General features: G+C 47.2%; 20 protein-coding genes. 19 read left to right on the top strand and 1 reads right to left on the bottom strand.

Annotated elements, in window-relative coordinates; all coding sequences use genetic code 11:
• The first annotated feature begins 4 nt into the window (after positions 1 to 4).
• The 19 genes from fliS to J0A66_RS13985 all read left to right on the top strand — a co-directional run bounded on the left by fliS (position 5) and on the right by J0A66_RS13985 (position 18,883).
• Complete coding sequence (fliS, locus tag J0A66_RS14075) at positions 5 to 436, top strand: flagellar export chaperone FliS (RefSeq protein ID WP_206574473.1); 432 nt, start codon at positions 5 to 7, stop codon at positions 434 to 436.
• Positions 433 to 744 carry a flagellar protein FliT gene (locus J0A66_RS14070; protein ID WP_206574472.1) on the top strand — a complete coding sequence of 104 codons (312 nt, stop codon included), beginning with the start codon at positions 433 to 435 and terminating at the stop codon, positions 742 to 744. Before fliS ends, J0A66_RS14070 begins: the two co-directional genes overlap by 4 nt.
• A 1-nt stretch (position 745) precedes the next feature.
• The gene (locus J0A66_RS14065; protein WP_206574471.1) at positions 746 to 4,315 is read left to right on the top strand and encodes a motility associated factor glycosyltransferase family protein; all 3,570 of its coding nucleotides are present in this window, start codon (positions 746 to 748) and stop codon (positions 4,313 to 4,315) included.
• Positions 4,308 to 5,306 carry a UDP-N-acetylglucosamine 4,6-dehydratase (inverting) gene (gene pseB / locus J0A66_RS14060; protein WP_206574470.1) on the top strand — a complete coding sequence of 333 codons (999 nt, stop codon included), beginning with the start codon at positions 4,308 to 4,310 and terminating at the stop codon, positions 5,304 to 5,306. Before J0A66_RS14065 ends, pseB begins: the two co-directional genes overlap by 8 nt.
• Positions 5,303 to 6,451: a UDP-4-amino-4,6-dideoxy-N-acetyl-beta-L-altrosamine transaminase gene (gene pseC, locus J0A66_RS14055; protein ID WP_206574469.1), complete on the top strand. Its 1,149-nt coding sequence runs from the start codon at positions 5,303 to 5,305 to the stop codon at positions 6,449 to 6,451. Before pseB ends, pseC begins: the two co-directional genes overlap by 4 nt.
• A complete protein-coding gene (gene pseF, locus J0A66_RS14050; RefSeq protein WP_206574468.1) occupies positions 6,448 to 7,149 on the top strand; it encodes a pseudaminic acid cytidylyltransferase in 702 nt (233 codons plus the stop codon). The genes pseC and pseF overlap by 4 nt, the downstream gene beginning before the upstream one ends.
• Positions 7,146 to 8,141: a glycosyltransferase family 9 protein gene (locus tag J0A66_RS14045; protein WP_338143898.1), complete on the top strand. Its 996-nt coding sequence runs from the start codon at positions 7,146 to 7,148 to the stop codon at positions 8,139 to 8,141. Before pseF ends, J0A66_RS14045 begins: the two co-directional genes overlap by 4 nt.
• Complete coding sequence (gene pseI / locus J0A66_RS14040; protein ID WP_439098873.1) at positions 8,119 to 9,171, top strand: pseudaminic acid synthase; 1,053 nt, start codon at positions 8,119 to 8,121, stop codon at positions 9,169 to 9,171. Before J0A66_RS14045 ends, pseI begins: the two co-directional genes overlap by 23 nt.
• A 3-nt stretch (positions 9,172 to 9,174) precedes the next feature.
• Positions 9,175 to 10,215, top strand: coding sequence for a UDP-2,4-diacetamido-2,4,6-trideoxy-beta-L-altropyranose hydrolase (gene pseG / locus J0A66_RS14035; RefSeq protein WP_206574466.1), 1,041 nt, complete (start codon positions 9,175 to 9,177; stop codon positions 10,213 to 10,215).
• A complete protein-coding gene (gene pseH, locus J0A66_RS14030; protein ID WP_206574465.1) occupies positions 10,208 to 10,786 on the top strand; it encodes a UDP-4-amino-4,6-dideoxy-N-acetyl-beta-L-altrosamine N-acetyltransferase in 579 nt (192 codons plus the stop codon). The genes pseG and pseH overlap by 8 nt, the downstream gene beginning before the upstream one ends.
• A gap of 14 nt (positions 10,787 to 10,800) precedes the next feature.
• Positions 10,801 to 11,067, top strand: coding sequence for a phosphopantetheine-binding protein (locus J0A66_RS14025; RefSeq protein ID WP_206574464.1), 267 nt, complete (start codon positions 10,801 to 10,803; stop codon positions 11,065 to 11,067).
• 50 nt (positions 11,068 to 11,117) lie between these two features.
• Positions 11,118 to 12,398, top strand: coding sequence for an AMP-binding protein (locus J0A66_RS14020; RefSeq protein WP_206574463.1), 1,281 nt, complete (start codon positions 11,118 to 11,120; stop codon positions 12,396 to 12,398).
• Complete coding sequence (locus J0A66_RS14015) at positions 12,391 to 13,116, top strand: SDR family NAD(P)-dependent oxidoreductase (protein ID WP_206574462.1); 726 nt, start codon at positions 12,391 to 12,393, stop codon at positions 13,114 to 13,116. The genes J0A66_RS14020 and J0A66_RS14015 overlap by 8 nt, the downstream gene beginning before the upstream one ends.
• 55 nt (positions 13,117 to 13,171) lie before the next feature.
• A complete protein-coding gene (locus J0A66_RS14010) occupies positions 13,172 to 14,632 on the top strand; it encodes a CDP-glycerol glycerophosphotransferase family protein (RefSeq protein WP_206574461.1) in 1,461 nt (486 codons plus the stop codon).
• Entirely contained in the window at positions 14,629 to 15,087 is a 459-nt protein-coding gene (locus J0A66_RS14005) for an adenylyltransferase/cytidyltransferase family protein (protein WP_206574460.1), read from the top strand. Before J0A66_RS14010 ends, J0A66_RS14005 begins: the two co-directional genes overlap by 4 nt.
• 60 nt (positions 15,088 to 15,147) lie before the next feature.
• Entirely contained in the window at positions 15,148 to 16,218 is a 1,071-nt protein-coding gene (locus J0A66_RS14000) for a stealth family protein (RefSeq protein WP_206574459.1), read from the top strand.
• A 24-nt stretch (positions 16,219 to 16,242) separates the two neighbouring features.
• Positions 16,243 to 17,274, top strand: a complete 1,032-nt coding sequence (locus J0A66_RS13995) for a glycosyltransferase (protein ID WP_206574458.1) — start codon at positions 16,243 to 16,245, stop codon at positions 17,272 to 17,274.
• Positions 17,275 to 17,423: 149 nt separating this feature from the next.
• Positions 17,424 to 17,876 (top strand): hypothetical protein, encoded by a 453-nt coding sequence (locus tag J0A66_RS13990; protein WP_206574457.1) that lies wholly within the window; start codon positions 17,424 to 17,426, stop codon positions 17,874 to 17,876.
• Positions 17,877 to 17,929: 53 nt separating this feature from the next.
• Entirely contained in the window at positions 17,930 to 18,883 is a 954-nt protein-coding gene (locus tag J0A66_RS13985) for a hypothetical protein (protein WP_206574456.1), read from the top strand.
• A gap of 469 nt (positions 18,884 to 19,352) precedes the next feature.
• Here the strand turns inward: J0A66_RS13985 and J0A66_RS23825 are convergent.
• Positions 19,353 to 19,430, bottom strand: a 78-nt coding sequence (locus J0A66_RS23825; protein ID WP_144020606.1) for an integrase core domain-containing protein, incomplete at its 5' end; no start/stop codon positions are given.

Here is a 19,430-nt window from a genome sequence, read left to right as displayed (position 1 = left end):
ACTGATGTCTTTAAAAGGTATTAATGCCTATAAAAAGGGTAACCTCAAACAGGATATCGCCCAGGCTGATCCGCACAAGTTGACCCTGATGCTGATGCAGGGAGCATTGGATCGTATGGCTATCGCCAAAGGCTGTATGGAGCGTAAGGAGTACGAAGGCAAATCCCAGCACTTGTCCCGCGCGACGGCCATTGTTATGAATCTGCGGGACACCTTGGATATGGATGTGGAGGGTGACGTTTCCAACAACCTCTATGCCCTCTACGACTACATTATTCAACGGCTGGTGGATGCCAATGTGCAGAACAGCTTGAAGATAATGGATGAAGCCATTAGTCTGATGCTACCCATTAAGACTGCCTGGGCCGAGATCCCCGAACAGGCCAAGCAAGAGGCCTACGAAGCCAGGCGGCAGAAACAACAAGCGGCAGTGTGAATAAGCTAGATCTGAATCACGCCCATTCCTTCCCTGAATTGCTGGTCAATAATGAAGCCCTTACCGGGCTTCTTTGCCATGAAGAGCCCGATACCCAGGAGTTGCTGCGCCTGGTCAGTGAGCGGGACGAACTCGTTATGACTCATCTTGCCTCACTTGAAGATTCCCAAAAAAAAGCCTTTATAGAAGCGGAGTTGGCATGCAATCGGCTTATCAAGGAACGAATCCAGCCCTTGTTAGCCAGCACTGAAGCCACTCTGACCAGCTTTGTCAGGAGCAAAAAGGCCATCAAGAAGTACAAGAGATAAGATGCTGAAGAATATTCGCCTGCATATAGAAAGAGATGAAGAGCGCCAGGCACAACTGGAAGAACAACTGGCTGCCCATATCGCCAAAACCAGTCACGAAAGTATCAATGCCTTTCAGCGTAATATCCCCTCCCTGCTGAAATATATCAATCAGCCTTCGCAGAATATTTCCCTGTTCTGCAACAAGTATGGGGAATACAACCTGGTTGATTACGGCTCGGGAAGGACGTTTTACGGCTTTCACCCTGAAGCGGAAATCACTGCGCACCTGGACGCTTTCAGGACACATGCGCTTAGCATCGATTTCGAATCAGCGGATAAAGAGCAACATGTTCAGTTGCGGGAGGTTACACGACTGGGGGAACTGCCCGCCTGTAAAAAACTCCTGGCTGCAGACCCGCTTTCAGACTATCCCGAGGTGCTGGTGGTACTTGGGCTGGGTTTAGGGGCTCACCTCCACCGACTGGTGGCGGAGCATAATATCAAACATTTGATTGTCTATGAGCCTGAGCCACAGTATTTCAAATGTTCAACCATGGCCTCGGACTGGAAGGCAACACTTGAGCTGGCAAAACAAAAGGGTACGGCAATCTATCTGCAAATTGAGAAGGATGGCAGGGATATCGTTGCAGACCTGACTGAACTCAGACAGCATGTACCGGTAAGCAAAGCCTATATTTACCAGCACTATAATCATCCTGTGTTCAATTCCATCGCCAGCCAGCTTCAGCAAAGCAATTGGTCTGAGTTAACTGAAAAAGGGCTGCGATTTCATTTCTTTGAGTCTTCAGATGAGTATTGTCCGCCCTGGACAGCCCCCGCCACACCAGAGCTTTGGTCAGATGTGTCCCATGGAGATGCCCTTTATCAGGCCAATCTGGATGCCTTTGCCAGGTATTTTCCGGCCATTCACAAGGAGTTCCAGCACTACAAGCCAGTACTTTGGTTGCCCATCCGAAACGCGGAAGGGCAAATCAATCTGATTGACAAGAAACGCCTGATTCCCTGGTATGGCAACAGCCCCAAGATTGAAGGGGAAGTAAATTTTCAGGGATTTGCTGAGTTTCCCCATAAAGACGGGCTGGTACTTGGCTACACTGGAACCAAGCTTAAACACTACCTTCACTACCAGTTCGTGGCAAAGACAGAGGAGATACTTAAAGAGCTGGAAGAGGAGCAGGGTAGCCTGCCGGAAACCATCAAGTCAGTGATTATGTTTGGCTTGGGCTGTGGTTATCAGCTTGAAAGTATGATGACGGCTCATCAGGTGGAGAAGATATTCCTTTGTGAACCCAACCGGGATTTTTTCTATGCCTCACTTTTTGCAATTGATTGGGCTAACCTTCTGCAACGGATTGATGCTTCCAATGCGAGAGTTTATATCAATATTGGTGATGATGGCTCACACTTGTTTAGAGACCTACTGAATCAATTTTATGCAATCGGTCCTTATGTTCTTAATAGCACTTATTTTTATCAAACCTACTACAATAGCGCTCTGAATCAGGCTATAGCGCAGCTACGGGAACAGCTTCAGGTGGTGATATCAATGGGAGAGTATTTCGATCACGCCTATTATGGGATTGCCCACACTAAAGAAGTGTTTAGGAAAAAGTATCCGTTTCTAAAGCGTTCTCCGGAACAATATCTGAGTCAGAAAACCAAAGATATACCGATTTTTTTGGTGGGAAATGGTCCCTCTCTGGATTTTTCTATTGCAGCAATTAAGGAATGGCAAGATAGAGCTATCGTGGTTTCCTGCGGTACAGCCCTGCAGGTGTTGCATCGTAATGGAATAGTTCCTGATTTTCATGCTGAAATTGAACAGAATCGTTCAACTTATGACTGGGCATGTCGTGTTGGAGACTTGGAGTATCTTAAGAAAGTTAGTCTGATTTCCTGTAATGGTGTCCATCCTGACACTTGTGAATTATATAAAGATACATTTCTAGCGTTCAAGGAGGGTGAATCTTCCACTGTTTCAACACTTCAGGTACTAGGTGAGGAAAATTATCATCTGCTTAAATTCGCATTTCCCACGGTAACCAACTTTGCTATGAATTTTTTTGTAAGCTTGGGTATGCAGCAAATATATCTGCTCGGTGTCGATTTGGGATTCTCAGATAAGAAATATCACCATTCTAAGCAGTCTGGGTACTATAAAAATAGTGGTGAGGAACAATATGACTACTCTGAAAAGAATAATATGGCTAGTCAAGTTGCAGGTAATTTTAGACCCATTGTTTATACCAAGCATGAATTCAAAGTTTCTAGAATGATCTTAGAGCAGTCTTTGCTGTTAAGAAAGGTAGAGTGTTACAATTGTTCCGATGGGGCTAGAATAAAAAACGCTAAAGCATTGGATATTAGGGATGTATTGATAATTTGTACTGCTGATGAGAAAGAAAAGTGCCTTGCCCAGTTGAAGACGGAACCATTTCTCTTTAATGAACCGAAGAAAGTTAAAACTTTATACGAGAAAAAATTTAGTTATAAAGTATTGATGAGAGAACTTGCAGTTTTTTGCGACCTATCAAGCGCCGATATTACTTCGATTAAAGAGGGTGAGGAGTTAGTAGAGCAACAAAAAAGACTTCTGTTCTTATCCTATCAAAATGGAAGCTCTTTGCTTTTCTATTTACTTTATGGAACTGTAAATTACACTAACTCTTTATTTATAAAAATTCTATATTCTTCATCCGTAGAGAGTAAAGTCGTCAGGGAGTTTAATAAGGCGTTAGTATGGTGGAGGGAATGTCTGATAAAAATATCAGATCGATTAGTAAACCAGTCAATGCGTTTTGATGTATCTGCAACTTTTGCCAATCAACGGTATGATGTAAGTATACGGAAAGTAAGTCAAGAACAGGATGTTTTGATATTCTCTAACTCCAAACGTTTCGTGCGCTCAATCCAATTTTTCAACAAAAACAGAGAACTAGGTTTAAATTTGAGGTGTGAGCCATTCAAAGCAAACTTTGTGCATAATGATACTTATTTTAAATCTAGTGAAATTACTCTCATTTATTATAGTCCAAGGCTGGGATCGAAGTTAGAGCTTAACGAGCTTTATAATTGGTCTAATGAAACGAGTTTGGTGGTTTTTGTAAATGAAATATGTAATTGCATAAGCGCTTGTGATATTCCAGAGAATGTAACACTTATCTATCTTCCTGGAGATATGAATTTAGTGGGGGGGTTCGGTCAGGCTAATGAGATCAAAAGATTTTATACTTTTTGCTGTTACCTTGGTAATCTGCATGACATGAGGCTGATTGTGCCTAAGTTAATTGTGGACGATTCGGAATCTCTAAAGCCTATTTGTGCTAGTGTTTCTGCATCCGGTCTTTATTCTTATGATTGTCACGATGCGATTTGTTTCAGTAATCGTAGTCAAGATAAGATTCAGTTGACTATGACTTCGGGTAATCGAGCAGATTATTTCGGTGGGAAACTTACTCCTGAAATGCTAGTGCTTAGAAAGGAAACCACTGAGAATATATCTAAGTTAAAGCGACAGGTGTTAAATAAGTTTCCGATTCTGGGAGAGGAAGATAGTCTTTATGTTTGATAATAAAAATATCTTGATTACAGGTGGAACAGGTTCTTTCGGTCAGCGGTTTATTACCAATGTATTGAAGAGTAGCTTTCCAAAGAAATTGATCATTTATTCTCGTGACGAGCTCAAACAATTTGAAATGCAGCAAAAGTTCGATCATCCCTGTATGCGGTACTTTTTGGGTGATGTCAGAGACAAGCATCGCTTGAAAACAGCCATGCGGGACGTTGATTATGTGATCCATGCAGCTGCCCTCAAACAGGTTCCCGCTGCCGAATACAATCCCATGGAATGTATCAAGACCAACATCATGGGCGCGCAGAATGTGATTGAGGCGGCCATTGAATCCAATGTAGCAAGAGTGATAGCTCTGTCCACGGACAAGGCGGCCAACCCGGTTAACCTTTATGGTGCTACCAAACTGGCTTCTGACAAGTTGTTTGTGGCGGCCAATAATATTTCCGGCGCCAAAGGTACCCGGTTTGCGGTGGTCCGATACGGTAATGTTGTGGGCTCCCGTGGTTCAGTAGTGCCTTTTTATAAGAGCCTGATTGCCGAAGGCAAAACTAAACTTCCCGTCACTCACGAAGAAATGACCCGTTTCTGGATTACCCTGGATGATGGGGTGGAGTTTGTGGTGAAGAATTTTCAACGCATGCAGGGGGGAGAAATTTTCGTACCTAAGATCCCTTCGGTGCGTATTGTCGATTTGGTGGAGTCCATTAGTGGCAAGCGTGACTACGAAGTCATCGGTATACGGCCGGGCGAAAAACTGCATGAGGTGATGGTGCCGGAAGAAGTGGCACACCACACTCTGGAATTTAGTGATCATTATGTCATCGCCCCGCCCATTACTTTCTTCGAGAAAAACATCAATTATAAAAAGAACAAGTTGGGTGAGACCGGTCAGCCAGTGTCCGACAGGTTTGAGTACCATTCCGGCACTAACCCACATTTTCTGACCGTGGAAGAACTACGGCAGATGGACGCATCCTCCATATGACGATTCCCTATGGCAGGCATCAGATCGACAGAGCCGATTTGGATGCGGTGGTCGATGTACTGGAAAATCAGTTTCTGACCCAGGGCCAGCAGGTTCCCAGGTTTGAACAGGCTCTGAAGGAATATTGCGGCGCTGCACATACAGTGGCGGTTAATAGCGGCACCTCGGCCTTACATATTGCCTGTCTGGCACTTGGATTGGGGCCGGACGACTGGCTGTGGACCTCCCCCAATTCCTTTGTCGCCTCGGCCAACTGCGGCCTTTATTGCGGTGCCCGGGTCGATTTTGTCGATATTGATGTTAAAACGGGCAACCTTTGTCTCAATGCCCTGGCCGAAAAGCTGCTTCAGGCCGCCAGATCCAATCGTCTTCCAAAGGTTATGGTGGTGGTGCATTTTGCCGGTCTGAGTTGCGATATGCAGGCAATTCAAAGGCTCACTGAACCTTATGGCATTAAGTTAATTGAGGATGCCAGCCATGCCCTGGGTGGGACTTATCGGGATAAACCGGTAGGTAGTTGTGTTTATTCGGACGCCTGTGTGCTGAGCTTTCACCCGGTCAAATCCATCACCACGGCCGAGGGCGGAGCGGTGCTGACCAATGCTCCTGAGATTGCCCGCCAACTCAGGCAGTTTGCCAGCCATGGCATTACCCGTGATCCTGACCATATGGAAGGTGAGTCAGACGGTCCCTGGTACTATCAGCAGGTGACGCTGGGCTACAATTACCGCCTGAGTGATCTGCATGCGGCACTGGGCTTGTCGCAACTGAGCAGGCTGAATGCCTTTATCGAGTCCCGCAGTGAGCGTGCGCAAAGATACACTGAGGCGCTGGCCGGCTTGTCGCTCAGGCTGCCAGGGACATCCAGCCAGGCAAAAAGTGCCTGGCATTTGTACAGCATCGGTGTTGAAGAAAGCCTGCGGAGTCAGATTTTCGCTTCCTTGCAGGGTAAGGGGATTGGCGCCAATGTGCATTATATTCCCATCCATTTACAGCCTTATTACCGGCGGATGGGCTTTAAGCCAGGCGATTTTCCAAATGCCGAGACGTTTTACCGGCAGGCCATTACTTTACCTTTATTTCCCGGACTTACTGCCGATGAACAAACCAGGGTTATCCAAGCAGTTAAAGAGAGCCTGAATTGAAGATCGCCGTAATCCCGGCCAGAGGTGGCAGTAAACGTATCCCTGGCAAGAATATTAAGCCCTTTTGTGGCAAACCTCTCATAGCCTACTCCATTGAAGTGGCCAGACAGACCGGGCTGTTCGACCGTGTTCTGGTGTCCACCGATAGTGAAGCGGTGGCCGAGATCGCCCGGCAATATGGTGCCGAAGTACCTTTTGTCAGGCCCACAGAGCTGGCTGATGATCATACAGGCACCAGCCCGGTGGTGCGCCATGCAATCCGCTATTGTCAGGAACAGGGGCAGGCAATTGAGCTGACCTGTTGTCTCTATGCCACGGCGCCGCTGTTGCAACCCTTCTCCCTGCTGGAGGGGCTTCAGAAACTTGAGCAATATCCCGACAAGGCTTTTGCCTTCTCGGTCAGCAGCTTTGCCTTTCCTATTCAGCGTGCCCTGCGAGAAATACCTCGTGGGGGAGTGGAGCCAATCTACCCAGAACACATAGGCAAGCGTTCCCAGGATCTGGAAGAGGCCTACCATGATGCCGGGCAGTTTTACTGGGGCAGAACAGAGGCCTGGCTGTCCGCCAAGCCGATGTTTGCAGAGCACAGCATGCCGGTTGTACTACCCCGCTATCTGGTTCAGGATATTGATACCCCTGAGGATTGGCAGCGCGCCGAGCTGTTGTATAAAGCCTTCATCAAAGAGAAGAATCTGTGAGCCAAGAAAAGATATTACTTATCCGTATGCTGGGCTTAGGCGATGTGACCTGTATTGGCATCCCGGCCCTTCGACATTTTAAGAAAGAGTTTCCACAGGCCAGATTCAGCTTCCTGACCTTTGCTGCTGGCCAGGAAATGATACGTCTGGCGGAGCCGGATACCCATGTCTGGGGGCTGGAAAAGGATCAGTGGCCGGAGAATATTATCCCGGCCATGGAGACCTTTCTGGGACTGGCTGAGCAGATTATCGCCGAAGGCTATACCCATATCGTCAATCTGGACACCTGGTTTATGCCCTGCTTTTTGGCTCGCTTCCTTAAGGATGCCGGTGAGCCGGTGACGGGCAATACCATGAGCGTGTCGGTGCAGAGCCTTATCGATCAATTTCAGTCCCAGCAGCTCAAAGCCGAATACGTTAATGACCCGGTCAGCTATATGCAAAGCAGCTTTTTCAGTATGCACCGCTGGCACACTCCCTGGTGGCAAAGCAGCTTGCTGCCGGACAATGGCTATCCGGAATTTTACCTGCGTACCTGTTGCGGTTTCGATGAGCTGGAGATGGACTGGTCGGTAGATGTGCCAGCAGATCAGCGACTGAAAAAAATCGGTAAACAGAAAAAGATCATTGCCCTGGCACCACAGGCCAGAACGGCCGAGCGCAGCTATCCATTTGCCCAAGCCCTGCAAGGTATTTTGCAAGATATGGGCTATCACGTATGGACGGGATTCGATGGCAAAATCCCCCTGCGTCAGACGTTGATGCAATTAAAAGCCACCGATTTACTGGTAACGGCCCCCTCAGCGCCTCAGTGGCTGGCCAGTACCGTGGGCTGTCCGTCTCTGGTGGTATGTGGCGATGTGGATCCCCGCACCCTGATGCCGGACTATGCCACCGACCCCCATGACGGCCCCATACCCGCTGAACAACTGGCTGAGAGTATCCATTCCATCTTTGAGGATGAGCAAAGTGAAGCCCATCAGAATCGCTGAGCGTGTTATCGGGCCGGAGCGGCCTCCCTTAATCATCGCCGAACTGTCAGGTAACCATGGTCAGGATCTTGGTTTGGCGCTGGAAATGGTAGAGGCTGCCGCCAAGGCGGGTGCCCACGCAATCAAATTGCAGACATTTACGGCCGATTCGATGACCCTGGATGTGGATGCGCCGGGATTTGTGATCCAGGAAAAAGACAGTCTATGGCACGGCGAAAAGTTACATGCTTTGTATCAAAAGGCAGCCACGCCCTATGAATGGCATGAAATCCTCTTCAAGCGGGCTAAAGAACTGGGCATACTGGCCTTCAGTTCGCCCTTTGATGAAAAAGCGGTGGATTTCCTTGATGAACTCGATGTGTCCTGTTTTAAGATCGCTTCGTTCGAGCTAACCGATATTCCCCTTGTTCGTAAGGCGGCAAGCAAAGGCAAGCCGCTGATTATGTCTACAGGCATGGCCAGTCTTGCCGAGATTGAAGAGGCAGTGAGCACAGCCAGGGCGGCAGGATGCAAGGATATCATCCTGCTTAAATGTACCAGCACCTATCCGGCCGAGCCGCTCAATACCAACCTGGCCACTATCCCTCATATGCGTGAGGCTTTTTCCTGTCAGGTCGGGCTGTCTGATCATACGGGTGGTATTGGTGTATCGGTAGCGGCGGTAGCCTTAGGCGCTACCTTGATTGAAAAGCATTTTGTACTCGATCGCAGTGCCGGCGGTGTGGATGCGGCTTTTTCACTTGAACCGCACGAACTTAAGGCATTAGTGGTGGAAACCGAAAGAGCCTGGCAGGCAATGGGCAAGGTCACCTACGGAGGCAGCCAGGCTGAGGAAAAATCAAGGCAGTATCGCCGTTCTATCTATGTCAGCCGTGATATCAGGGCCGGAGACTCGTTAAGCCCCGACAATCTGCGTATTGTGCGCCCGGCTTTTGGCTTGGCTCCTAAGCATTGGGATTCTGTGCTTGGACGAAAGGCGAAAGTCGCTATCGGCAAAGGGACGCCGCTTAGCTGGGAAGTGCTGGAGTAAGCCGTGCACCGTGTTCTTTTCAGGGTCGATGGCAACAGCCAGATAGGATTGGGACATTTAATGCGCTGCCTGGCTCTGGCTCAGCATCTTCAGGCCGAAGATATCGAAGTAACCTTCATTATTAGTCAGACTTCTTTACCATTTTGCCAGAAACGTCATGACTGGGTCGGCAAGGTACAGGTTATCCCTGAGATGCCGATACTGGCTGAAATAGCATGGCTAAAGCAACGAACTGATTTCAGTCAAGCCAACTGGATAGTATTGGATGGTTATCAGTTTACTGAGCGGTATCGACGTTTACTTAAAGACAATACAGAGCACATGGCACTGTTTGATGACAATAATGACAGTGGTCCCTTGTACGCCGATCTGGTGATAAATGGGGCCGGCAATGCACAAGACCTTGGCTATCAGTACAGTGCACCGGAAGCCAGGCTCTGTGTGGGTCAACGGTATCGGGTATTGCGCCGGGAATTTCTTTTCCAGTCGCAGCAGCCCTGGCAGTCGCGAAAGGATCTGGTCGTGACCCTGGGAGGCAGCGACCCGCTCGATTTGACCCTTGGGATTCTTAGTGCTTTACAAAAGCATCGGGCCCGCATGCCAATACGCGTCATTACCGGTGCGGCTTATCCGCATCTGACCTCACTCAGGCAGTTTGTCAGTCAAACAAACTTATTGGTTCAACACCTTCATGACTGTCAACAGATGGCTGATGTATTCAGCCGGGCGCGATTGGTTATCTCTGCAGCAGGGGGCAGCCAATATGAACTCCAGGCATGTGCCACTCCCAGTGTTTTGCTGGTGGTAGCAGACAACCAGCAAAATGCCACGGAGCAGGCCAGAGTGCAGGGGTGGTGTGAAACCCACGATGGGCGTGAGCTGGATTGCGGCAAACTGGCAGAGCAGGTGATGCAGTTATGGAAGAATGATGCGCGCCTGCAGACAATGCATAAACATGCCGCACAATCTGCCGATACACAGGGGGCAGAGCGGGTCGTTACCGCCATGCTGGAGGAACTCAGGCCTGGAGTAAGTTTTGCGTAAGCAATATCCTAACAGTCTGTTTCGTCGGTTGGATGAGCAACATCTCAAACGGGTCTGGGAGTGGCGGAATGCTCCCAGGGTGAGGGATTTTATGCACAATGATCAACCCATCAGTTGGCAGCAACATCTGGACTGGTTTGAGCGATTGGCAAAAGATGCCAGCCGAAGTTTCTGGGTGTTTTATCAAAATGAACGACCAGTTGGAGTGTTGAATTTCAGCGGGCTGGATAGCTTGACCCCTGAGTGGGGTTGTTATCTCGGCGAGACCGACATATGGCCCGGCAGCGGTCTGCTACTTGAAGTGGCAGCGCTGGACTATGCCGCCACCTGGCCTGAAGAAAAGTTTCTGCTGGCCGAGGTACTGAGCTTTAATCAAAGCATGGTAAAACTGCACAGGCTGTTTCAATACGAAGAATTGCCTTCCAGGCCAGGAGGAACACGTCAGGGTTTATCTTATGATGTGCTCCGTTTCCGTTACCCAGTCAAACACTGGCCTGGGCAGAGAAACAGTGTCCTGGCCAGGCTTCCAGGTCAAATCCGCCAAGCGAGCCAGTTAATTGAGTTTGTTTAATTCCAGGAGCAGTAGTGAATACTGAACAAATAATTCGAGAGGCCATGTATCAGGTGGCAGAAATAAGTGACTGCCAATTGATGGAGCCCATCCGTGAAGATACAGTGTTGTTGCAAAGCGGACTTGACTCCCTTGGGTTTGCCATGCTGGTGGCGCAACTGGAAGAAGATTTGGGCATTGACCCGTTTACAGAGATGGCTATCCCTGTTTATCCGAACACCTTCGGCGAGTTTGTGCGTATTTACCAACAGTATGCTGAACAATCTCAGGATGGGCAGTGACACTTTCAGGTGCGCTTGCACAATTCCTCTCAAATATTAAGACTGGTGCTTTGCTGGTTGTTCCACCTGAAAGTAACAACCAGCAGCCCGAATCGGTGGGTTTGACCGAAGTCCATTACGCACAGTTGCTCGAATCCGCCACTCAACTCCGCGCCCAACACAAGGGACTAAAAGGCAAAACCCTGTCAATCAGGTATAACAATCTTTGTGATTTTGTGACGGAACTGCTGGCATTTGATGGCTGGTGCGCTGAGCTTTATCTTTTACCCGATGGCGATAGTCCGGCGCTGCCAGAAGATTGTGTAGACCGGCCGGATATGGATGGGGGTAGTGAACTGAAGAGTACTGATCCTGTGGAACCTGTTCAGACCCGCTGGTACCTCGCCACATCCGGCACTACAGACAGACCTAAATGGATTGGTCATAGTCTTGTCGGTCTAACTCATTCCATTAAATATAGCGAACGTCTTAGTTGTCTGATCTGGGGACTGGTGTACCAACCTTTTCGTTTTGCCGGTTTACAGGTGGTATTGCAGGCGCTTTTAACCGGAGCCAAGCTGGTGGACGCCAGTTCGGGTGATATTGCCGTACGTTTGCAACGCTTAAAACAAGGGGAGGTGACGGCAATTTCTGCTACCCCGACCCTGTGGCGCCAGTTTCTAATGAGCGGGCAATTGCACTCTATGCAGTTGAGCCAGTTGACCTTGGGCGGCGAGGTTGCCGATCAAGGGATCCTGGACGCACTGGCGACTGTTTTTTCAAAAGCCAGCATACGGCATATTTATGCCTCAACCGAAGCCGGTGTGGGTTTTGCTGTCAGTGATCGTCGGGCAGGTTTTCCTAGAATCTGGTTAGAGCAGGGATATGACAACATCAGATTTAAGGTGGATGAACACCAGCATCTGTGGATAAAACCGGCAACTCTGGCACAAGAAGGCATCGTCGGACGAGTAGATAAGCAAGGCTATCTGGACACTGAAGATTTGGTAGAACTGAAGGGAGACAGAGCACTGTTTCTGGGCCGTGCTTCCGGGGCCATCAATGTGGGCGGCAATAAGGTGCATCCTCAGCAGGTGGAACAGGTGTTGCTGGACCTCCCCGAGGTGATGCAGGCCAGAGTATACGGACACACCAGCAGTGTGATGGGGCAGTTGGTGGCGGCTCAGATTGTTGCCACCCAGAGGGTAGATGTCATTGTCCTGAAAAAGCAGATACTCAAACATTGTATGAGTAAGTTGCTGCGTCATCAGGTCCCACTGCTACTTGAATTTGTTGAGCAAATTGACAGCAATGCCGCAGGTAAGATCGGCAGGGGTAATGTAAATGAATAAATTGGTGGTGCTGACCGGTGCCAGCAGAGGGCTGGGACTGGCTATCGCTGAGCAATTGTTGCAACAGAACTATCAGGTCCTGGCCATCGCCAGAAGCCAGTCAGAGGCATTGAAACAGCTAGCGCAAAGTTGTTCTGAACGATTGGACTTCATGCCGGCAGATTTGGGCCAGTTAGATGCATTACCGGATCTTTGCCATGCCATTATCAAACAGTATGGTCGCCCCTATGCACTGATAAATAACGCTGCAGTGGGTCATGATGGTGTGCTGGCCACCCTGCATAACAGCCAGATCAGCGAATTACTCAACCTTAACCTGCAGGCGCCGATATTAATGAGTAAGTATTTGCTGCGCTCTATGCTGTTAAATCGTGCGGGTCGTATTGTGAATATTTCCTCTATTGTGGCCAAAACGGGTTTTAACGGTTTGAGTGTCTACGCAGCCAGCAAGGCGGGACTGGAAGGTTTCAGCCGATCACTGGCACGGGAAGCAGGCAAAGGAGGAGTGACAGTAAATTGCGTGGCGCCGGGTTATATGGAAACCGAAATGACCAGTGCCTTAAAGGGCGAAAAGCTCGAAAGCGTTAAACGTCGCAGTGCCATAGGTAGACTGGCAACCCCTGAGGATGCGGCGGCCATGGTGGCTTATTTGCTCAGTGAACAGGCCAGTGCTATCACAGGCACGGTGATGACTGTGGATGGTGGCAGTACGGCCTGATTGGTTTCTACAAGGGGTAACGCCCTGCCAATGATGTTATTAAAGGTGAGAGTGGGTGTCACAGGATCTGGAAACCGTACAGAATAAAGCCTTGTATGTGGCGCCTGCCAATCCAGCCGGCAGAGCACTTCAGGGCAGCTTGTCTGATGCCGGCGCCCGTGTGTTGGGGCTGGTCGATAACCTTAAGCTAGGTGCGGGTATTATTAATCACGCTAAGCAGGCACGGCCTTATGATGCCATCGTTGTAGCCAAGGGACCGTTCCAGAATGCCATATGCCAGGGCTTGCTGGCCCGTGGATTTGCCGCCAACTCAATTTACTGTCAGCAAGAAAATCACCAACAGATAAAGCGCTTCAACGTGACCATTGGTATGCGGGTGCAAAGGTTCAGAGATCAGCTTGTATCTTTTGGTATCCGCGTAGGTTGCGCACTGTTACCCAAGGGAAAGGTGATTTATTACGCAGAAGATTTTATCGATACTAATGTGTTACTGGCCTGGTCTGAGCATGCTCAGACCAGGCCTGATGAGGCGCTGCTGGTGGGTATGTCACTGAAGCGACAGCCGATAGGCACCCTGCCCGCAAAGACTCTGATCAATTCGTCCTGGCGAGCCTGGTGGCAACTATTGCGGGCTAAGGTTTTGGTTCTGGATCATGAATACACCGGCTTCGCCTTTAGTGAGCTTCGTAAGCATAAGAAGGTAGTGCAACTCTGGCATGGTCTGCCCTACAAGGCTCTGTCCGGAAACCATCATTTTGTGGAGATTTGTGATCAGGCTTTTATTTCCAGCTCAGAATGGTTCAATCAGCATATTTTCCCGGCTATATTCAGGGCCGGCGCATACCTGAACCTGGGGTATCCCCGTTGTGATGCCTTATTGCAACAGCCTGCACAAAGGGTGTGGCTGAATAGCGCGGAGCCTGAGAAATTAACACAACTGCTTAATGAAGTGGGGCCAATATGGATCTATATGCCCACATACAGAGATGATGGTGACAACAGCTATCAGCTTGATCTGAAAGAACTCAATGCCTTTTGCCGACAGGCGGGACGGGCGCTGGTGCTGAAATTCCATCCTTTCATTTCGCGTAAATTCAGTGATGCTATGGGCTTGAGCGCCAATTCCGCAGAATTACAGCCCTTGCCTCAGTTGCCTCATCTTTTTCTCTTTCCGAGCGCTATGAATATCTACCCCTGGCTGGCGGATGCTGAAGCGCTGATCACCGATTATTCCTCCGTTGCTTTTGATTTTCTGGTCACCGATAAGCCGATAGTTTATTACCAGTATGACAAAACCCGCTATCAGGCTATCAGGGGCAATGCACTGGTAGAAGATACGGACTTTATCGCCGGGCCACTGGTGCAAAACCAGCAACAACTGCATCAGGCATTGCAGCAGGTGGCAGAGGGTAAAGACGAGTATGCCCAGAAGCGTAAACAACTGGTGGATAAGTTTGCTATTTGTCGGCAACCGGCAGCTCCGGCTATCACCGATTATGTAAGGAGCCTGGCATGAAAACAGTGATCACTTACGGTACTTTTGATTTGTTTCACGTAGGTCACGTCAATATATTGGAGCGACTTCGGGCCATGGGTGATCGCCTGATAGTGGGAGTGTCCAGTGATGAGTTTAATCAGGTTAAGGGAAAACAAAGCATATTCTGTTATGAGGAGCGGGCACGTATTATTTCTTCACTTAGATCTGTTGATATGGTTATCCCTGAAGTCTGTTGGCAGCAAAAAGAGCATGATATTCAAAAGTATGAAGTATCGGTGTTTGGTATTGGCGAAGACTGGAAAGGCAAGTTTGATGATCTGAAACCTCATTGTGAGGTAGTTTATCTTCCAAGAAGTCCCAGTATATCAACAACCCAAGTTAAGCGTGCCTTATCCAAGCTTGATTCTGAAAAAATCCAACAGATAAAGGAAGGATTAGACAACATGCTGAACATAGTCAGAGCAATGGAATAGTATTTATGACGAAGCCCTTAACTCAGATGAATGTTGCTCTTTCACCAGATGAGAGTCCTTATGGTTGAATCAAGTCATAACCCTATAGATATAGTACTCACATGGGTTGATGGCAACGACCCGGCATGGCTTACTGAAAAAGCGCGACATCACCCTCGGAATTGTTTGATGAATGGCACGGATCGGTTTCGCGATTGGGATAACTTACAATATCTTTTTCGGGGAATAGAAAAATTTTGCCCTTGGGTAAATCGGATTTTTTTTGTCACTTGGGGCCACCTACCTGCTTGGCTCAACCGGGCTAATCCAAAATTGACAGTTGTCCGCCATGAAGAGTTTTTGGAAAAAAAGAACTTGCCGGTGTTTAATAGCCATCCGATAGAAATAAACTTCCATCGAATAGCTGGCTTGGCAGAGCAATTCATCTATTTTAACGATGACTGTTTTCTGTTGCAACCAATGCGGCCCCAGCATTTTTTTCGAGATGGGTTGCCGGTGAATGTGGCACTTTCCAACATCATGCATGAAGGAGTAATCGCGCCAATCGTGCTGAATAACCTGGAATTAATTAACAAGAATTTCAACCGACATAAAGGCGAAAGGTTGACGAAGAGAGGAATTATCCTAAAGAACTGGTGGAAGTGGTTTTATCCAAGATATGGCCTGCGAATGTTGGACACTCTCTTATTATTACGCTGGAAAACATTCAGCGGCTTCGTCAATTACCATCAGCCTCAGCCATTTCTAAAAAGTACTTACGAGGAAGTCTGGGAAAAAGAGCCAGAGGTTATGGAGAGAGTGTCAGGCTCAAAGTTCAGAGATAACATGGATGTTAGTCAGTACCTGTTTCGCTACTGGCAGTTCGCTTCAGGAAAATTCTACCCCGACAGTGTGAAAAACGCGTTCATGCGTAGACGCTATGTGGAGTTGAGGACGGTAGGGCAGGTTGAGAGCGCAGCACAGGAGATTGAAAGTAATCGTTTTCAAATGATTTGTTTGAATGATTCCATGTCGAAGGGCAGGTTTACTGAACGGGACGTCACGACTGAAGAATTCAACTACTGTAAAAAGCGGATTAAGCGAGCATTGCATTCAATTCTTCCTGTACCGTGCAGTTTTGAGCTGCAGTAGAAGGCTAGTTCTGGGAGGTTACTTGTGTCTCGAGTTACAGTATTAATGCCTTGTTATAATGCAGAAGAATTTCTGCAAGAGTCGATTGGCAGCTTGCTGTCCCAGTCTATGGCTGATTTCGTCCTGCTCATAGTAGATGATGGCTCAACCGATTGCAGTGCTGACATTATTCAGTCCTTTGCCGTACAGGACCAGCGGATCAGGTATATCAGAGAGAGCAACAACAAAGGCATTATCTTCCGACGCAATCAGTTGCTAACACTGTGTGATACACCGATTGCATGTTGGGCCGATGCAGACGATTATTATTTTCCGGAGCGACTGGAGAAACAACTCACATTTTTGGATAAAAACCTAGATGTAGGTGTATGCAGCTGCGACTTTATTCGAATGAAAGATGGTAAAGAAGAATATGTTTCTATTGATCCAGCGCGTCTCAGCAGGGAGTTTATGCTGTTTTACAATGCTTTGTTCAATCCCGGAGCCATGTTTCGTATGGAGCATGTGAGAAAGCATCGAGTCGGATTTTCTCAGGAGGTAAGCGGAGCGTCTGACTATCACTTTTGGTGCTCGTTGATGCCAGTAACCTCTTTCGCTCAGATCAACTTACCTCTGGTGAAGTACCGAATCCACCCAGGACAGGAAAGTATAGCCAACAGAAGCCGACAGATGAAAGGTCATTGCGAGGCAGTAGTGAAAAACCTGTCAGTCTACGGAGTTGATATGTCAGAGCATGAAGTAGCGATTCTGTTGATTTACCCAATTGAATCCTGTGGAGGTAAGCTTTCAGTCCGTGACCACAAGCAAGCACTTGCGACATTGCATAAATTAAAAAACACACTACCTGTCGCCGATAATCCAAACATGGAAAAAGTTCTACTAAATATCGCCAGAGCGCATTGTAGGAGATTGGGTATTGGAGCAATTGGTAATCTTTTTAAGCTATTTGGTATAAGGTGGTTGAACTACTCAAGATGTTACGGCGCTGAGTTGACTAAGAAAATGTTAATAACTTCGCTCTATCGTTCCAGACAAGCAAGCGAGGCTATTAAGTGAGATCTGAATGTGAGCAGGTGAACCAATCAGTTTCACAAACAGACATAGAGTGTTATTGCTTCTGGGGTTTTTGGTTGTACTTAAATTATTGCAAACATTGCGCCAGCCGACAGTTATATAAAAGCTACAAACGGGTATGATAAGGTAATATGGACACTAAACAAGCTTACGAAACAATGTGTGCTTTGGAGAGGCGGCTGCCGGTTAACGAGTACTGTTATAGAGGTTTGCAGGTCTGGCCTTATATTAAGACCTCACTATATATCAAGATGTTAGGGAAAATAAGTCCTAAAGTCAGTAGTGTCCACGCGCGTACAGCTAGAGGTATAGCAAAAAACTGGTGGCGAAATCTGAAACGTCTGCTCATTACCGCCGCAGCAAGCTGGGGTAGGAATAACGTTTGTGTGCTCTGTCCGGGGGCACACACCAATGTAGAGATACAGGGGGTATTATTTAATCGGTCTACCTACGCTGTAAATAAGTATTTATCCGAAAAAGAAGGGAAGCCTGCTTTTAATATTGAATACACAAATAATGAAGATTACTTCAAAAAAAAGAAAAAGTTTCCCGCCACAGATTTGAGTTTTTTTTTGCCATTCTGAACGACATCATTATCTTTCTGATTAATATTACCCGAGCTAACGGGTCAAAGGCATTGCCCTTTATAGAAGATATTAATCGGGAGCTAACAGCTCTAAACGTCCCAATAAAAATGAACGATCATAGTTTGCTGTGGGAGATAAGGCGTCTTTTCTTACTATCAGTTTTCTTTAAGTTGATTCTCAAATTTAAAGGGACAAAAAAGCTGATAGTGATCTGCTACTACAACCATATTTCGCTTGCCGCTTGCAAGGCTGCTAACGAGATGGGTATCGAAACTATTGAATATCAGCATGGTATGCAGAACAAATATCAACCAATGTACAACACTTGGTTCAATGTTCCCAGGGAAGGTTACGTTCTGTTGCCTAAAGTGTTTGCAGTTTGGTCACAATATAACATTGAAAATCTGAATTCCTGGATCTTAAAGTCAGATTTTCACTCAGCTCGTCTAGTCGGTAACGGATTCTCAACGTTCTATGCAAATGAAATAATAACAACTAAATCATATACAGATGTCTTCGGAAATTATTCAAAGAAAATTCTAATTACACTTCAAAGTGAAAGATACTTCCCGCGCTTCCTTCCTGACGTCATTCAGAACTCACCAAAGGATTGGTTGTGGATTTTAAAAGAGCATCCGAATCATAAAATTCTAAATGTGCCAGGTATTGATCTGGAGAAATTAAAATGCCGACATAACGTGATTTGGGAGACCAAGCTCCATCTTTATGCACTACTACCGGAAGTGGATCTCCATGCGACGGCATTTTCGACAGCTGCATTTGAAGCTCTTGAATTCAATGTGCCCACTATTTTCTTTGATCCAGTAGCTGAAAGTTGTTTCGGAAGCTTGGTTCAGGACAATGAATATTTCTCTTGTGCCTCTAGCGAAGAAGAATTTGTAACTTTTATTAGGTTTTTCATGAGGCTGAATATTAGGGAAAGTAAATCAGTATTTCATTCATTTGACGGAGAGGCCATTGCTTCTCCTTCTTCGGCATTGTGAGAGGTCGAATTTAGCTACGATGTTCTGTACTTTATCTTCCGAGTACAATTGTGATTTTTCTCTTATTGGTATATGTTCTACCACTGCTCAATGGTAGAGTATATAGTTGTGAGCTTATATTTTAATAAAGGTTTGAAAATGAAAAGTTTTAATTCTTCTCTTCTCTTCTCTTCTCTTCTCTTCTCTTCTCTTCTCTCTCATCATCAGCATTGGCTTCAACGGAGTTTATCCACAAGTGGGAGGCTGTAGGAACTGCTAATTGGCGTACATCTATTGATCTTTCAAATACATGCCACAACGAAGCGGCTGAGATAGTGCTACAATTCTGGAATGCTGATGGCTCGTTATTAACCAGTAAGCAAGTTCCGATTAATGTATCTACTACAATGACTACGGATTCAGATGGGCATATTTTTTGAGCTGACCTTTCCCCGAGATTAGTACCAATCCCTCAATGAGATTTTCCTGCTTAAGCTGCCTGTTTTGCATACTCAACAGGCGACATGTAATTCAGTGAGCTATGCGGGCGAACATGGTTGTAATGCTC

Origin of the sequence: Bowmanella dokdonensis, from assembly GCF_017254865.1 — a bacterium.
Taxonomy (GTDB): domain Bacteria; phylum Pseudomonadota; class Gammaproteobacteria; order Enterobacterales; family Alteromonadaceae; genus Bowmanella; species Bowmanella dokdonensis.
This window is presented reverse-complemented; position numbering and strand designations above follow the sequence as displayed.

Coding starts and splice junctions, on each gene's coding strand:
- J0A66_RS14065 (WP_206574471.1), top strand. CDS start 746: ATGCTGAAGAATATTCGCCTGCATATAGAAAGAGATGAAGAGCGCCAG.
- fliS (WP_206574473.1), top strand. CDS start 5: ATGTCTTTAAAAGGTATTAATGCCTATAAAAAGGGTAACCTCAAACAG.
- pseB (WP_206574470.1), top strand. CDS start 4,308: ATGTTTGATAATAAAAATATCTTGATTACAGGTGGAACAGGTTCTTTC.
- pseC (WP_206574469.1), top strand. CDS start 5,303: ATGACGATTCCCTATGGCAGGCATCAGATCGACAGAGCCGATTTGGAT.
- J0A66_RS14000 (WP_206574459.1), top strand. CDS start 15,148: ATGGTTGAATCAAGTCATAACCCTATAGATATAGTACTCACATGGGTT.
- J0A66_RS13990 (WP_206574457.1), top strand. CDS start 17,424: ATGGACACTAAACAAGCTTACGAAACAATGTGTGCTTTGGAGAGGCGG.
- J0A66_RS14005 (WP_206574460.1), top strand. CDS start 14,629: ATGAAAACAGTGATCACTTACGGTACTTTTGATTTGTTTCACGTAGGT.
- J0A66_RS14015 (WP_206574462.1), top strand. CDS start 12,391: ATGAATAAATTGGTGGTGCTGACCGGTGCCAGCAGAGGGCTGGGACTG.